Origin of the sequence: Microbulbifer echini (assembly GCF_041447225.1) — a bacterium.
In the GTDB taxonomy this organism is placed as follows: domain Bacteria; phylum Pseudomonadota; class Gammaproteobacteria; order Pseudomonadales; family Cellvibrionaceae; genus Microbulbifer; species Microbulbifer echini.
On the sequence record NZ_JBGMEL010000006.1, the window covers coordinates 50,114 to 64,533 of the forward strand.

A 14,420-nucleotide genomic window follows, 5' to 3' on the forward strand; every position below is an offset into this window, starting at 1 on the left:
AATATTGATGTCATTATGACATACACATTAACTGGGTCAAAATGACACTATAAAATCTTAAAATATCTGTAACTTATTGATTTTTAAGGTTTTAAATTTTTGGCATGGCGCTTGCTATCAAAGATAATGAGATTGGAATTGCCATAGAGGTCAAAATGCTCGCCACTGAAAACCCACTCCTGCGCAGACGCTTCGAACTCCTGCTTAAAGCTGGCAATCTTACCCTTCTATTATCAGTGCCCTTCCTGATAGTAACCGTCGTTATCTGCTATCCCATGTCCCACCACTTTTCACTTCCGGCACAGGTCGCTGGCCATATCTTTATGGTCATCAGCGCAACACTTATAAAAATCGGATACATAAGCCGCTGCGTCGCACAATATAGCCTCTCTCTAGAGGTTAAATAAACAGCTGCTTTTTCACTAATTGGCTGAACGCAACGATCAGCAATTTTTTCAAGTATCGGATTTCTGATACCTCCGTTTTGGATTGTCCACGATAAATTTTCCGTTAGATGTATAAAGGAGCAAATCATGTTGACATCTAGAGAAATAAAAATTGTTAAAGCTACTAGTCCGATTCTCGATGGTGCGGGCGTAGATATTACTAAATATTTCTACCGTAGAATGTTTTCTTGTAACCCTGAGTTAAAAAATATCTTCAATATGAGCAATCAGGAAAGCGGCAAACAGCCGTTTGCCCTTTTCAGTGCCATATCAACCTTCTCAAAGAATATAGACAATCTACCCGCCCTTCAGCCTTTGATTGAACGCGTTGCCCAGAAGCATACCAGCTATTTTATTCAGCCTGAGCAATATGGCATCGTCGGAAAACATTTACTGGCGACATTAGAAGAATTTATACCCGACACCTTTACCAACGAAGTTATCGATGCTTGGCAGAGGGCTTATGCATTGTTTGCAAAGCTGTTAATGGAGAGAGAGCAAGAACTCTATAACGCCTCAAAAAATGCCGCCGGAGGTTGGTATGGGCCCAGGCAGTTTATCGTTAAGGACAAAATTATTGAGTCTGAACTGGTCACCAGCTTTACACTAAAGCCTGAAGACGGCGATACTGTTATTGGCTATCGCCCAGGCCAATATCTTGGGCTTCAAGTGAAGCCACCAGCACATGACCACATTGAAATTCGCCAATATTCACTCTCCGATAAGCCTAACAACACCACTTACCGTATCAGTGTTAAAAGGGAGGCTCAGCCGAGAGATGGTATTGTCTCCTCTTTCTTACATGACAGGGTGGAAATTGGGGATATCTTGGAGGCCTACCCGCCGAGCGGAGCTTTCTTTCTGAGAGACTCAGTAAAACCTATCGTGCTGATCTCAGCCGGTGTTGGGGTAACCCCTTTACTTTCTATGCTGGAATCCCTATACGAAAAGGAACCTAGCAGACCAATCACCTTCTTACACGCCTGCGAGAAGGAGGAGCAGCACTCTTTCAAGAAGAGGCTCACCGAGTTTGCGTCGAACAATTCCAATATCAAACACTACTATTGGTATACATCGGGCGCAAAGGAAAGTACCTTTTCCGGGCTAATGAATCTGGAATTTGTTCGCGAGCAACTTCCCATTGCCCAAGGCGAGTTCTACTTGTGCGGACCTACAGGATTTATGAAGAATATCAAAGAGCAGCTGGTTGACCTGAGGGTGGATTCTGACAGGATATTTTATGAGGTATTTGGCCCCTATAGCGATATATAAATATAAAAAGTAAACCAGAAAACGATCACATTAATGATCCCAGGTTTACAATGGCTTTATCTGGCAAGACCCTACAGTTCAAAGGCGTCTTGCCAGTTAAAGCTTTGCAGCGCGGAGTGCCAAGATCAAACCAACTAGAGCTTAAAAACTTTCTCGGCATTCTTAGATAAAAACAGCTCCGATACTTCTTCATCCAATCCCAACAAGTGCATCTCCTCCAGGCAAGCCTCCGGTGTCAGCATGGGATAGTTACTACCAAACATCACTTTACTCCGACCATGAGCCTTTATATAAGAAACCAGTTCTTGTGGGTATCGCTTAGGCTTATATGCAGAAGTATCTATATAAACATTCGGGAACTTGGTGGCAAAAGCGATCATCTCATTATGCCAAGGGTAACCTATATGACCACAAACTATCTTCAAATCCGGGAAATCGAGTGCAACCCTTTCAATATGAATAGGGCGGCCAGATTCAGAACTGCGCAAGGGACCGGTCAGCCCAACTTGAAGACAAACAGGCACATCAAGCTCAACACACGCTGCGTACAATGGGTAGTACAAAGGGTGCGAACAGGGAAGCTCCCAGAGCCACTGCACAATACGCAAGCCTTTAAAGTCATACTCAGAAACATACTTCCGCAGCTCTTGAACCGCTGCTACTGGATTCCTCAAGTCAACTGAGGCAAGCCCAGAAAACTGGCCAGGGTAAGACGAGGTGATCTCAAGGACCTCTTCATTACTGATAAGCGCTCCACTGGGACCATACCAAGCAGAAATCAGTGCCCTGGAGACATTTGCCGATTCCATGGCTAACAATGTCCACTCTATGGGAACGTCCTTGAAGTCCTGCCCCATCCACCGCTTCAAAGTGACTAAGAAGGGCTCAGCAAGAAAGCGCTCTGTTGGATGCTGGGCCCATACATCAATTACCGTCATAGTGATCGCTTCCTTGTTTTGAATTGGTTTGAATTGGCCTTGAACTTCCCTCAAATACAATATTGCCTTATGTGATCCTACCAAACTTGAAAAATTGCAGAGACGCTAAAGTAGGCTATTCACTATCACAAGATATGCCTACGTATAGTCATTGACCAACTGGCCATCCGACGACTTTTGGAACTGCGGATATTCATCATTGATCTCGTAAAAATCTGACTTTTCACTGACAAATATATGCCCCATTGTTTTCAACCCGGTTTGGCCATCCAGTGATCCGGCAATAATTCCAGTTGCATCAAGATTGAACGGTTCCCAAAAAAGACTTGACCCACATTCCCGGCAGAAGCCTCTCCGGGCTACATCTGATGTTTTATACCAAGCCAAACCATCATCTTTTGTGATTTTGATATTAACTTTGCGGGCCTTGGTATGGGATCCAAAGTTACCATGCAACTTTTGACACAACGTGCAGTGACAATTTACTACGTTTCTAAGTGGCCCTCTTACCTCATACCGTACAGCTCCGCATAAACAGCCTCCGGGCGTGATCGCTTTTTCACTAATCATAGAATGAACCCATAAACTTATAGCAATTTAGTTAATCGACTCAATTAGACCTAAGTGCACCCTTTGGTACAGATTGCTTACCCTCCCCCCTGCTCTTACTCCAGCCCCCTTCAAAAGACTCTATTTGCTGCATCAAATGCCAAGATAAACAATGGAATATTCGACAGGAAGAAAATGGCAAAACGCACTTCAATCTTGTTCACCAGGGACTGAAAAAGACTGTGAACCAGCCGCAAACCCACATAGACCCAAGACGCAATAACGTTGACTTCTGTAGACGCATCAAGAAAAACCAGGGAAAGCACAATGGCATAGAATATGGTCGGCTGCTCCATTAGATGGTTATAGTTATCAGCCTTCCAGCGAACGCTTGGCGGAAGCTTTGACATTAGAGTACCCGCTGGGGCTTCTGGGTCCAACTCCAATTTCATAGCCGCGATAGCTGGTAGTCTCGTAGCGTACATCCACAGCCACATTAGCAAAGACCAAATCACTAACGCCACCACAGGCCGAATCAGTTCAGCGCTTGTTTCCATGAACGCTCCGATCACTACCCAGTTCGAATTTGGGGACAATGAAGTCATAAAAAGCGATGACAACGAAACTATATGCCACTATTTCAAATAGAACAATTTATAGCTGCCACCTGTCCGCATAAAATCCACACTATATTAAGAGCGCAATGAGAGAACAAAAAACCACACTTTTAATATCTTATGTACCTTACAGGACAAATAAAATGTATATCACTCCAGCAGGGGTGCCCGAAGGACCAAAAAAATCACCTGCACCTGTCAGGAACTACCGCCTTCAACGCTCGCAGAAAAGAGGTTAATAACTACAACCCCTGTGACGATTAGAGTTATACCTAGAATCGCCCCCCAATCAAGCTTTTGCCCAAAGAAGACATACCCGGACAAAGCAATTAATGCGACACCCACCCCAGACCATACTGCATATGCAACACCAACTGAGAGAGTCTTCAATGAGATTGAAAGTAAATAAAATGCGAGCGCATACGATACAACAACGATCACAGACGGAACGAGTTTAGAGAACCCATCTGAGCTTTTCAGGAATGATGTACCCAAGACTTCGGCGACAATTGCTACGGAAAGATAAATCCAGTGTGACACGTGACCTCCTTAATGATTGAGTAAGCATCGCCTCGCGAAACGCTTGCTTAAGCGTCCACCAACCCCGGGAGCTCAGCCACAGCGTTAAAACTTACATCTCCCTTAGTCTGCTGACGAAACACGAATGACGTGGCCGTCGGGATCTTTGATTAAAAAGGTCTCCCCAAACACATCGGTATGCAGCTCTTTATAAAAATTAATTTTGGGGTCATTTTTCCACTCTTGATAAAGCGCTTTAACTTCACTGTCAGATGCCAAATTGATGCCTATTTCTGTAAACCTGGGAAAGTCGTTCTCTGGCACTTCACCGCCAGACCAGATAGCAAAGTCAGCCTCGCCATCAATCTTGAAGACCACATACCTTGGTGTTACGAAGTGAGGCTCAAAATTAAAAAGGTCTTTGTAATATTCCGTTGATTTTTTGACATCTGAGACGTAGATGAGCTGCAGGTTTGGCTTGCGAATATTAGGCATTTTTCACTTCCATTAAAGTCCAACAAGTATTAGAAACACCCTGTGAAAATAAAATCCAACACCACCGACAACTGCGGCATTGTCGTCGACTGCTATTTGTTAGCGCGGCAGTAGTCGACGCACAAGCCAAACAAGGAAAAGCTACCAGAGGATTGGCCTTGTCCACATTTAACTACTTGATCAACGCTGTGGCTACTGCCCTGATTACAAGACGCTCATTTTGTGAAGTGTATTCCGTATTTATGGCCGGGACAGTTACACACTCAAAACCTGATATGTCACTGCTGTTGTTGCCTTTGGCACCGATCGGGATCGGTGCCTAGCCACATAACAAAGTATCAACGCTGGTGTTTTACCAAACTATGGATCTGCTTCTGGTGCTCATTGGGTGAAAGCCGCTCTATCGAAGCATCGTTCAGTTGTATGGGATGAAGATCAAACCTCTCAACTTACCCCCGGATACGTCGCACCCGGAATTTACGCCCCTTCAGTTTTCCGTTTTCGATCTTTTTCAGTGCTTGCGCTGCCACGTTTCGTTTAACCGCCACATAGGCCTTCATATCCAGTACGTTGATCTTGCCAACATCCTGCCCGCTGATCGGATGATCGCCACCGGTCAGCGCACCCAGAATATCACCCGGACGGACTTTCTGTTTCTTTCCGCCATCGATCAGCAGGGTGGCCATCGTCGCCTGAAACGGGGGCTCACTTAATATATTGGCCGGTGGTGGTGTATCCGGGTCGGACAGGGGGTCCTGCGTCAGATTCATGCGCAGAAGTTTATGACCCTCCTTCTCGGCAAATAAGGAGTAAGCACAACCGCGCTCACCAGCTCGCCCGGTCCGCCCGATGCGGTGAGTGTGCACTTCCGGATCTTTGGCAATATGAAAGTTGATGACGGCATCAAGTTTATCAATATCCAGGCCGCGTGCCGCCACATCGGTGGCCACCAGGATTGAGGCGCTGCCATTGGCGAAGCGAATCAGCGTTTCGTTACGCTGACGCTGCTCCATGTCGCCATGTAAGGCAAGCACATTGAACCCGGCCTGCTCCAGGTTGTCGGCCACGTCATCGGTTTCGCGCTTGGTATTACAGAAAATCAGAGTATTGACCGGTTTGTCATTGAGCAGGATGCGCCGAGTCATCTCCAAACGATCATCAAAGCTCTCAGTTTTGTAAAAGCGCTGTTCGATCACGTCCTCACTGTGCGCGGACTCAATTCGCACCATCACCGGTTTTTGCATGACCCGGGCACTGAGGCGTTCGATTTCATTCGGATAGGTCGCGCTGAACAGTAACGATTGTCGCTCGGCCGGCACTTGCGCCAGAATGGTATCGATAACGTCCTGAAACCCCATATCGAGCATCCGATCGGCTTCGTCAAAGACCAACGTGTCGACATGCTCAAGTGACAGTGTTCCCTTGCGCAGGTGTTCTTCAATACGCCCGGGTGTGCCGACAATGATGTGCGCGCCATGTGCCAGGGATCCGATCTGCGGACCGAACGGCATGCCGCCACACAGCGTCAGAATCTTAATATTGTGTATCGCTCTGGCCAGTCGGCGCAGTTCCTGCGCAACCTGATCGGCCAGTTCCCGTGTCGGGCATAGAATCAGCGATTGAATCCGAAACCGGTCGGCATTGAGCCGGTGCAGTACACCCAAACCGAAGGCCGCGGTTTTACCGGAGCCGGTCTTCGCCTGTGCGATGACGTCTTTTCCATCGATTACAATCGGGAGTGTCTTGGCCTGGACCTCGGTCATGGATGTGTAGTTCAGTGACGCCAGGTTTTTGAGCAGGGCGGGCTTTAGGGGCAGGTCGGTAAAGGGTGCAGTCAAGGTGAGTCCTGGAGTGGTTGGATGTCAAATTCGCGCGTTACTCTACCACCCAGCAAGGTGATTTTCACCCAGCATAAACTCGGCCACCCCCTTCCGCCCCCCTGGCGAGCCCCTTATTATCCGTAATCATCCAGATGCTTTAATGCCCTCGGATCGGCGACATAGGCTCCTCTATCGGGGCTCACCCCTTTTAATACGTTGCTCGCACCTATAGAGAACACTTTAAACGCCTCCGCTTTGAACCTTAATAACAGATGCATTTCTATCCATTAAAATGCTATTCAGCATATAAAAGCTTTATTTTCATCCATTAACTTAAAATTGACCCATTCTGCTATAATAGGTTGAAATTCATCTGTTAAGGCCAGTTAACGCCAATAAAGGTTTGAAAAGCAGCTACTATGAGCTTCCACGGGCAATCGGATAAACAGATACTTGAGACACTGGGCAGCCGCCTTCGGGAATACCGACTGCGGATAAATCTCACCCAGGAGGATATGGCTGAGCGGGCCGGCCTCTCAACTTCCACCATCAAGGGATTAGAGGCTGGTCGCGGTAGACTCGATAGTTTGGTTGCGGTGCTGAGAGTGCTTCGGCAGCTAGAAGCACTGGATGCATTCCTCCCTGCCCCGGTAGTCAGCCCCATGCAACTTGCCACACACGGCAAGCAACGCAAAAGGGCTCGCGCCTCCAACGTTGCCAACCCTCTCAAGGAAGGCCCCGAAAAACGAGGGTCCGCCTCTCGCCAGGGTCCGACAAGCAAAATTAAAAAAAGGGATAAGCCAGAATGGTAACTCAGACAAATACGGCAACCGTACATTTATGGGGAACGTTGGTTGGCGCTGTGCACTGGGATGACGCTGGTTATGGCTCTTTTGAATACGCCCCGGCGTTCCTGCGGCACAGGCTGGATATTGCCCCAATTACCATGCCCATCGAGATCTCTAGGGAGCCCTACATGTTCCGCACTCTCAGCCGGGACACGTTCAAGGGCTTGCCAGGACTCCTTGCAGACTGCCTGCCGGATAAGTTCGGTAACGCCGTAATTGATGCCTGGCTCGCCCGGCAGGGGCGTACTCCGGAGAGCTTTAACCCTATTGAGCGGCTCTGCTACACCGGTACCCGTGGTATGGGCGCGCTGGAATTTCAGCCTGCCGTGGATGGTAGCTTTAAAGACTCTGTCGATCTCAATATTGAAGAGCTGGTAAAGCTGGCGGCGGCAATTACCCATAAGCAAACCGATCTCAACGCACAGCTTGGCGAAAGCGATGCGGAAAGATCAGGCGCGTTGCTGGACATATTAAGGGTGGGCACCAGCGCTGGGGGCGCCAGGGCAAAGGCGGTAATCGCCATGAACAGCGAGGGCGATATTCGCTCCGGCCAGGTACCCGCACCGAAGGATTACGACTACTGGCTGCTGAAATTCGATGGTGCCGGAGACCTGGAACTCGGCACTACCGATGGGTTTGGGCGGATCGAATACGCCTACCACCTTATGGCCCTGGAGGCCGGCATCAATATGACAGAGTGCCAGCTGCTGGAAGAGAACGGCAGAGCACACTTTATGACGCGACGCTTCGATAGAGAGAATGGCACGAAGCGGCACATGCAATCCCTCTGTGGTATTGCACACCTGGATTTCAATATGGCTGGTGCGCACTCCTACGAACAAGCATTTAGCGTTATGCGTGAGCTCTACCTGCCCAAAAGTGAGGCCATTCAACAATATCGTCGGATGGTATTCAATGTACTGGCCAGGAACCAGGATGATCATACAAAAAACATTGCATTCCTGATGAGCCACGAGGGCGAGTGGTCTCTTTCACCGGCATTCGATGTGACCTACGCCCACAACCCCGGCGGTGCATGGACCAGCCAGCACCAAATGAGCGTCAACGGCAAACGCGACCATTTTCAATTAGAAGATTTACTCACTGTAGGTAGGGCAATCAGTATCAAGCGGCCAATGGATATTATTGAAGAGGTAGCAGCCGCGGTGAAGAAATGGGAAAGCTTTGCCGAAAGCGCGGGAGTTTCTGAAAGCTGGACGCAGGAAATCAGCCAAAACCACCGACAGCTCTACGGATAACGAATCACAATCGCCGTTTACGCAAGAGCACGTCGCCACATAGAGCAAATACTCCAAAAGCAGCAATCGCTCAAACAACCCTCTATCAGGTACACATTCCAGCCGGGTTTCCCCAGCTACTCTCTTGATTCAGGTGTTGGATTTAATCCCCGGTGAGGATGCGAGGAGCCTAGCATGTCCGCAATGTGCCGCTTAGCTCTGCTGGCAGTGGTTTTTGTTGACCTGATGGGCCAGGGGCTGCTGTTTCCTATTATCAATGAACTGGTTATGTCAACCAAATTCCAGTTCCTCCCCACTGATACACCCCAGGCAACACGCCACCTATATTATGGCGTCGTTATCGGCAGCTTCTTTCTGGCGTGGTTTATTGGCTCCGTGTATATCGCCAGACTTTCCGACAACATTGGGCGCAAGAGTGCCATGCTACTGTGCCTGGTAGGTGCCCTCGCTGGCTATGCGATTACCATTTTCTCTTTAGTGAATAGCAACCTTTGGCTTCTGATCCTCGGGCGGGTGATCAGTGGCTTTACCGCTGGTAACCAGCCTATCGCCCAGGCGGCAATGATTGATGCCAGCACCAGTGAACTGGAAGCCTCCAAGAACCTGGGGCTTCTGGTTGCTGGTATGAGTGCCGGCGCTGTTGCCGGTCCGATTATGGCTGGCCTATTGGCGGATCGAGCACTGCTGGGGAATATCGCGAGCATTCAACTGCCTTTCTACTTTGCGCTAGGGCTTGTCGCCATCACCCTATGCTTGATCCTGATCTTCTATCATGACAGCCGAAAGGCCCCAAGGCAGCTTAAGCTCCGCTTCCTGGATCTCTTTACCCAGTTCGCCCATTTAAAAGACCGTCCCCAGGTAGTACGGCTCTGTCCTGCCTACCTCTGTTTTATGCTTGTACACCTCAGCTTTTATATCTTTATCACCAACTACCTAAGCAGTCGATTCCAGGCCGGTTTGCTGGTAACCAGTATGGCCATGCTGACAATGGGTATTGCCGTGGCCATATCCAGTCTGTTTATGGTTAAACCGATTCTGTCTCGCTGGCCTAAGCCGTCAGTCATCAAATTGTCTGCCTTGGTTATGGGAGGCAGCGCTTTGGTTTTTGCATTCAGTAATCAGATCTGGCTTTGTTACCTCAGTATTTTCTTTGCCTACCTCTGCTTTGGGCTCGCCTACCCGGCTCTCCTGAACATGTTCGCCAACAGCGTCGATGAAACGGAGCAGGGCTGGGTTATGGGCATAGCCACCGCGGGCTTTACGCTGGTAGCGAGTCTGATATCCCTTGTGGGCGGCGGCGCCATGGAAGTGAATATTCGGTTACCCTTTTTTATTACCGCTTTCGCGGCAATATTGGTCCTACTTTTAATGCAACTGGGCTGGCGCAACCTGAGCGAAAGGGGGACAGCAAAGTAATCTCCCACTCAATGAAGGCGAAGTAGATCACTTCATACGTCTATCGATAGGACCTGGCCCTTCAGAGTGCATTGAAGGACCAACCCCAAAGATTACCTATTCAACCTAACTAACCAATAGCCTGCTCTTTGCGCGACTCCGCACCTGTAACCTCCTCTGAAGCGCGTCGCCAATCAACCATGCGTGCGATAAACCAAATAAACGGCTCCACCTGGCCATGTAACTCACAGCTTCCAGCGCAAATACTCTGGAGTAGCCCCCGGACATCCGATGAGCGCAAGGAAGAAACAGCCTTACAGCTTTTAAGAAGCATTGAACATGAAGGCAAGCCGGAGATTTTATGATCACTCAAGGTGACATTTCCGTCGTAGTACAAAATCCTGACGGGCTCTTGCTGGTCAGAGACGCTCACGGATAGAGCCAGATTGGGGGTTGGAGCAGAGTGTTTTGTCAACGTTTGGTTAAGATAGCTGGAGAAACTATTCGCCCACCCTTCCACTTCAGAGTGCGCCAGACTCAAGTCCATGGGTTCCTCTTTGGTGGCCACCAGTAATTTATCCACTTCCCGCTCCGCCTCGACAAGGGCTTCGACGGTTTTGTCTACATCCCCTTTCGTATGCGCCGCCGAGCAGATTAGTCTGAGTCGACCACGCCCACTCTCCACAATGGGATAGGTCACTGCCGATGTCTGTACGCCGCGTTTGTATAATTCCTGCACAATCGCAAACAGTTTGTCTTTGTCACTGAAATGCGGCGTGACAATAGGCCCATCTCCCGTTCCCAAATCATAGCCCGCCTGTTCAAACCGCTGTCGCATATAGCGGGTTGTCTCCCAGAGTCGCGCCCTCAGATCATCGTCTGAACTGAGACGGCGCAAGGCGGTCAGTGCTGCGGCGATATCCGCAGGGCTGATTGAAGCCTGGAAGATGTAGGCCCTAGCCGACGACCTCAACAGATCGACGTATTCCTGCTTCGCCGCAATAACGCCACCAAGGCTGCCAAGGGCCTTGCTGAGCGTCGTCATTATAAAATCGACCTGGTCGGTGATTCCTTGCGCGGCACAAATGCCGGCTCCACGCTCTCCATAAAAACCGAATGAGTGCGCCTCATCCACTAAAACGAGCGCGTTATATTTTTTTGCGGTACGTACAATTTCTGTAACCGGTGCCGCGCCCTCCCCCATGCTGTAAACACCCTCAAGAGCAACAAGGATTGTGCGGTAAGGGGATACTTCTGACTCCAGCACAGATTCCAAATCGGCGGCATCGTTATGTTTAAATGTCCTGATGGTTGCGCCACAAAGGCGGGCACCATCAACGATGGAGGCGTGGCACAGCTGATCAATGACAACCACGTCGTCTTTGCCAAGCAGCCCCGCAACCACCCCGACATTTGCCGTATACCCTGTTGGAAAAAGGCAAGCGCTGGGTTTTCCCACCAGTTCGGCAAACTCGGTTTCGAATTCCAGGTGCAGATCCGTTAAGCCTGACGCTGCTGCAGACGTTCCCATCCCGGTGCCAAACCTTGCTACCGCTGAAGCGGATTCTTCGATAACTTTCTTATCCCGGTTTAACCCAAGATATAGATTGGTTGTCCAGATAATGGCTTCCTGCTCTTCATCGTTATACACGTCGCTAACCGTGCCCCGAGTTGCGCTGCCTGTACGCAATACTTTGCTGTAGGGGTTTCTGCGCTGGTCATTGACCATGTACATCACTTCTTGTACCAGCTTGCTCTTATCCATTGCAGACCAGGACGGCGCTTTTGCGGCCTGGAATGTCGGGTGGCTGGACTGAATGTGCGACTGGAAGCTGGCAAGTGAATCGGATACAGCACGATCTGCTGTTTTCACTGGGGCTTGACCAGCACGGTCATTCAAGGTGCTGAGAATATAACTCGCCAGAGTATTTACGGTGTCGTAATCGATCATCGCCTGGGCAGTAATTGATCGCCCCAAGTTATTACTCAATCGTCGGGCAAATTCCAGGGTTGTCAGAGAGTCGAGGCCAAGACTGGAGAATGAGAGATTCGGTGATACCTGTTCCGGATCACCAAAATTGAGGAGTACGGCCACCTCTCTTTGAATGATCGGCAGCATGGTGGCTTGTTGCTCTGACTTGGACCCAATCAGGCGCTGCATTAAGCGGCTGGCGTTTTTTGTGGAATCGATACTTGAACCGAGGTTAACTTGTTTGCCCTCTTCCAGCTTTATAAGCGTCTTGCGGTCGAGCTTGTCGTTGGGCAACACCGGTAACGTCGCGAGATGCCTCACAAGTTGTGGGACCATATATTTTGGAAGCCGTTGCGCCAAGAACGCTTTAACCGCTATGTCTGTTACCGCTTCGCTCCGGCTAACGACATATACCGCAAGCATTTTCTGACCAATGCCGCCATCTACCGCCGCTGCGGCCGCGGCGTCAACGCCCGGCATCGATTCGAGGGTCGACTCAATTTCTTCAAGCTCAATACGGAAACCCCTGACCTTCACCTGCTGATCGACCCGACCGAGAAATTCTATCTCGCCATTCTCTGTCCACTGACACAAGTCCCCCGTTTTGTACAGGCGGGTATCTGGGATCTGATCAGTCGGCACCCTCTCGATAAAACGCGCTTTGGTCAGCGTTTCATCATAGAGATAGCCTCTTGCGAGTTTACTCCCAGCCAGATACAGCTCTCCTGCCACACCAGGGGAAACCGGTTGCATAGCATCATCCAAAATGTAGGCACGGGAGTTTGGCACTGACTTCCCAATCGTAACTACCTTAGTGCCTGACGTAACTTCGGAAATAGTCGAGTAAACGGTATCCTCGGTAGGGCCGTAGGCATTGAATATTCTCAGCCCGGGTTTCAGGCTATCGACCTGCTCAACCAGTGACCGCTTCAGCGCCTCACCGCCAAACACCAGACACTGCAGCCTCTCGGGTAATTTTTCTGTAGAGAGCAATGTCTGCATGGCAGAAGCCACCGATACACAGGTTCTCACTTGGTCGACGGCCGGATGATTTGGCAGTTCTAGTATGTTCTTACCCAGTATTACAGTACCCCCAAGGGACAGAGTCCCCAAGATTTCCATCACCGAGGTATCGAAACAGACCGAGGCCCCGGCAAATACCCCTTTGAGTTCCACTTCATTAAACAACTCACCCATAGAGCGACTCATAGCCACAATGCTCTTATGCTCAACCGCAACACCTTTTGGCCTGCCGGTAGAGCCAGAGGTATAGATAACATAAGCCAAGTCGCTTGCTGATGGCTCTACAGGGCCACTTACAACACCCCTTGTAGGATCACCCACCTGATCGATCCACACTAACTCACGCACGTTCCGGCAGAGGTCAGCGGAAATGTCACTATCCACGATAGCCGCCACTGCGCGTGAGTGTGTCAGCATGTAACGTACGCGCTCTTGTGGGTAAGCTGGGTCCAGAGGTACATAGGCACACCCTGCTCGCATTACACCAATTAACGTTGCCACCAGCTCCCAGGAGCGGTTCATGCATACCCCAACCAAAGAGCCGGGCTTAACCCCACGAACCCCAAGCTCAGCCGCAATAGTACTGGCCCGCTGAAGTAGACGCTTAAAGTCCACCCGGACTTTTCCATCGATAATCGCTACGCGATCAGGATTTTCTAGCATTTTCTGTGCAATCAAATCACAGATTGAAATGTTAGCTTGGCGTTGTATTTTGAAATTATTCACTGGACTACTCACAGAATCTTACCTTTTATCTTTATTAAAGATCTGGAAACTTTAAAATTCGGGTATCAATTACTCATCCTGAAGGCCATTTCCTCTAAGTTCTAAAACTGCAGATTCCAGAACAATTATTTAATTGAGGATCGCAAGAGAGGTATCGATCTAAGTGATACAATTATGGCTATTAACCAAGTTCTTTATTCCGCTTACTCCACCACATTAGTTATAAAGCCTGTATTCAGCAGAAATTTTGCACTACAAAAAGGCCCTTGCAGAGTCAATTTCACTTTAAGGTCGATTTTTTGATTGATTGCGAACTTAATATTACAGCGATACCCCCTAGAAATGCCCTGTACAGTTTCACAGTAATAGCTCTCTATTTGGTTTTTAAATCAACGCAGAAAAACTTACACCGTTCTTATTATTGTGGGAAGACCATTAAAGAATTATTCACGACCCACTTGGCCATACTCCAAGCCTAATTAGCCACACTCAGAAATAAATTGGTAACAACTACCTCAAACATGGAAACTTGAAATTTTAC

General features: G+C 49.0%; 12 protein-coding genes. 4 read left to right on the forward strand and 8 right to left on the reverse strand.

Going from position 1 to position 14,420, the window contains the following annotated elements:
- The first annotated feature begins 533 nt into the window (after positions 1-533).
- Positions 534-1,718, forward strand: a complete 1,185-nt coding sequence (hmpA, locus tag ACCI51_RS07530) for an NO-inducible flavohemoprotein (RefSeq protein WP_371843166.1) — start codon at positions 534-536, stop codon at positions 1,716-1,718.
- 134 nt (positions 1,719-1,852) lie between these two features.
- Here the strand turns inward: hmpA and ACCI51_RS07535 are convergent, their stop codons facing one another.
- From ACCI51_RS07535 to ACCI51_RS07565, 7 genes are all read right to left on the reverse strand, one after another.
- Positions 1,853-2,656: an amidohydrolase family protein gene (locus tag ACCI51_RS07535; RefSeq protein ID WP_371843167.1), complete on the reverse strand. Its 804-nt coding sequence runs from the start codon at positions 2,654-2,656 to the stop codon at positions 1,853-1,855.
- Between the two features lie 138 nt (positions 2,657-2,794).
- Positions 2,795-3,226 (reverse strand): GFA family protein, encoded by a 432-nt coding sequence (locus ACCI51_RS07540; protein WP_371843168.1) that lies wholly within the window; start codon positions 3,224-3,226, stop codon positions 2,795-2,797.
- 110 nt (positions 3,227-3,336) lie between these two features.
- Entirely contained in the window at positions 3,337-3,762 is a 426-nt protein-coding gene (locus ACCI51_RS07545) for an MAPEG family protein (protein ID WP_299588548.1), read from the reverse strand.
- Between the two features lie 258 nt (positions 3,763-4,020).
- Positions 4,021-4,362, reverse strand: a complete 342-nt coding sequence (locus ACCI51_RS07550; protein WP_299588545.1) for a DMT family transporter — start codon at positions 4,360-4,362, stop codon at positions 4,021-4,023.
- Between the two features lie 102 nt (positions 4,363-4,464).
- Positions 4,465-4,836, reverse strand: a complete 372-nt coding sequence (locus tag ACCI51_RS07555) for a VOC family protein (RefSeq protein ID WP_371843169.1) — start codon at positions 4,834-4,836, stop codon at positions 4,465-4,467.
- Between the two features lie 449 nt (positions 4,837-5,285).
- Positions 5,286-6,674 carry an ATP-dependent RNA helicase DbpA gene (gene dbpA / locus ACCI51_RS07560; RefSeq protein ID WP_299588538.1) on the reverse strand — a complete coding sequence of 463 codons (1,389 nt, stop codon included), beginning with the start codon at positions 6,672-6,674 and terminating at the stop codon, positions 5,286-5,288.
- Between the two features lie 116 nt (positions 6,675-6,790).
- The gene (locus ACCI51_RS07565; protein WP_371843170.1) at positions 6,791-6,934 is read right to left on the reverse strand and encodes a hypothetical protein; all 144 of its coding nucleotides are present in this window, start codon (positions 6,932-6,934) and stop codon (positions 6,791-6,793) included.
- Between the two features lie 141 nt (positions 6,935-7,075).
- Here ACCI51_RS07565 and ACCI51_RS07570 point away from each other — a divergent pair, with 141 nt between their 5' ends.
- The 3 genes from ACCI51_RS07570 (at position 7,076) to ACCI51_RS07580 (ending at position 10,179) form a co-directional block, all read left to right on the forward strand.
- A complete protein-coding gene (locus ACCI51_RS07570; protein WP_371843171.1) occupies positions 7,076-7,468 on the forward strand; it encodes a helix-turn-helix domain-containing protein in 393 nt (130 codons plus the stop codon).
- A complete protein-coding gene (locus ACCI51_RS07575) occupies positions 7,462-8,763 on the forward strand; it encodes a type II toxin-antitoxin system HipA family toxin (protein ID WP_371843172.1) in 1,302 nt (433 codons plus the stop codon). The genes ACCI51_RS07570 and ACCI51_RS07575 overlap by 7 nt, the downstream gene beginning before the upstream one ends.
- Positions 8,764-8,937: 174 nt before the next feature.
- Positions 8,938-10,179, forward strand: a complete 1,242-nt coding sequence (locus ACCI51_RS07580; protein WP_371843173.1) for an MFS transporter — start codon at positions 8,938-8,940, stop codon at positions 10,177-10,179.
- 109 nt (positions 10,180-10,288) lie between these two features.
- On the opposite strand, the gene ACCI51_RS07585 is transcribed toward ACCI51_RS07580, so the two are convergent.
- Entirely contained in the window at positions 10,289-13,816 is a 3,528-nt protein-coding gene (locus tag ACCI51_RS07585; protein ID WP_371843174.1) for an amino acid adenylation domain-containing protein, read from the reverse strand.
- Positions 13,817-14,420: the final 604 nt, after the last annotated feature.